Source organism: Ammoniphilus soli (assembly GCF_040813775.1).
Genome location: NZ_JBEGDL010000127.1, coordinates 1 through 1,427, shown reverse-complemented (window position 1 = coordinate 1,427; position 1,427 = coordinate 1). Strand labels below are relative to the sequence as shown.

Here is a 1,427-nt window from a genome sequence, read left to right as displayed (position 1 = left end):
TTAAATAAGGCATTTTATGATGCCTTTTTGAAATGTTGTTCATAGCGAACAGGAGACAAATATCCAATTGAACTATGAATTCTTTTCCGATTGTAAAAGAATTCAATGTATCGATAGATTTCATCATACGCTTGCTGCTTCGTTCGGAATTTCGTACAGTAAATAAACTCCTTTTTGAGAATGCTGTGAAAGGACTCGATGCAGGCATTGTCATAACAGTTTCCTTTACGACTCATGCTTGCCTTCATCTTATACTTCTTCAGTTGGTTCCGGTAATCCACGGACGCATATTGGGATCCACGGTCAGAATGATGGATGAGTCCTTTCTTCGGCTTCTTGGCTTTATACGCATCATCTAATGCACCAAGGACTAGCTCGGTTGTCATTCGATCTCCTAGCCTCCAACCTACAATGGCTTTTGTACAAAGATCTAAAATACTAGCCAAGTATAGCCGACCTTGACGACAAGGAATATACGTAATGTCAGCGACCCAGACCTTATTTGGTGCGGACGTGGAAAAGTCCTGGTTTAAGATATTGGGTGCAATCGGAAGATCATGATTAGAATCTGTTGTTTTTACCTTGAACTTTTTTGAAACAATCGATCGTAAACCGAGTTCATTCATGTACTTTCCCACGGTTCGTTCTGTAATCGTAAAGCCCTCTCGGTGAAGGAGTACCGCGATTTTTGGAGCCCCATAGCGCTTTTCTGAGTCATGATAGTAGTAGATAATTCTTTCTTGTACTTTCCGTTTTTGAAGCTCCTGTTCACTTGGTTCAGCCTTTTTCCACTTGTAGTATCCACTCCGTGAAACGGCCATTACTTTGCACATCTTCTCCACAGGAAAGTCGGAGCAATGATCATCAATAAACTGAAATCTTATTTCCTTGGTTTGCTGAAGATGTGCACTGCCTTTTTTACAATCGCTAATTCTTCTTCCACATCGGCGATCTTTCGATCCTTTTCTGCCAGTTCACGCTCTTTTTCCTTTAAGAGTTTCTCAAGTTCACGAACCTTTTCTAGGCTGGCCGCAGGCTCGTTCTCAAATTGACGATACTTTGCCATCCAGGAGTGTATAGTATTTGGAGCTACATTTAACTCCTCTGCTAGCTGTGTTACGGTCTTTGTCTGCTCTTGGATGTATTTCACTGTCTGACGTTTAAATTCTTCATTAAACCTTTGCCGTTGCTCTCCCATTTGGACACCTCTTTCTTTAGTCTATGGATAAGTAAGAGGCAAAGCCGCCTACGGCTTCCCCTCGTTCGCCTTCCCTTCGGTCAGGCTCACATCGGAGCTACATCCTCTTCCCCCATACTGGTACCTAGTAAGGGGATATCCTATCCATTGATAAATCCGTATCTTGATGCTCTTAATAGTAATTATCTGATACTCTAATTTAGGTGTCCACTTTTTATTCTAGCTCTAA

At 41.7% G+C, this 1,427-nt stretch carries 2 protein-coding genes; both read right to left on the bottom strand.

Translation table 11 applies throughout. The features are described 5' to 3' along the window. Positions 1-14 precede the first annotated feature (14 nt). Complete coding sequence (locus tag ABLT31_RS38625; RefSeq protein WP_367761016.1) at positions 15-869, bottom strand: IS3 family transposase; 855 nt, start codon at positions 867-869, stop codon at positions 15-17. 11 nt (positions 870-880) lie between these two features. Continuing rightward, complete coding sequence (locus ABLT31_RS38620; RefSeq protein ID WP_367761015.1) at positions 881-1,198, bottom strand: transposase; 318 nt, start codon at positions 1,196-1,198, stop codon at positions 881-883. Positions 1,199-1,427 lie beyond the last annotated feature (229 nt).

Bases quoted from the DNA above. Each gene is read 5' to 3' on its own strand.
- ABLT31_RS38620 (WP_367761015.1), bottom strand. From the start codon at position 1,198: ATGGGAGAGCAACGGCAAAGGTTTAATGAAGAATTTAAACGTCAGACA.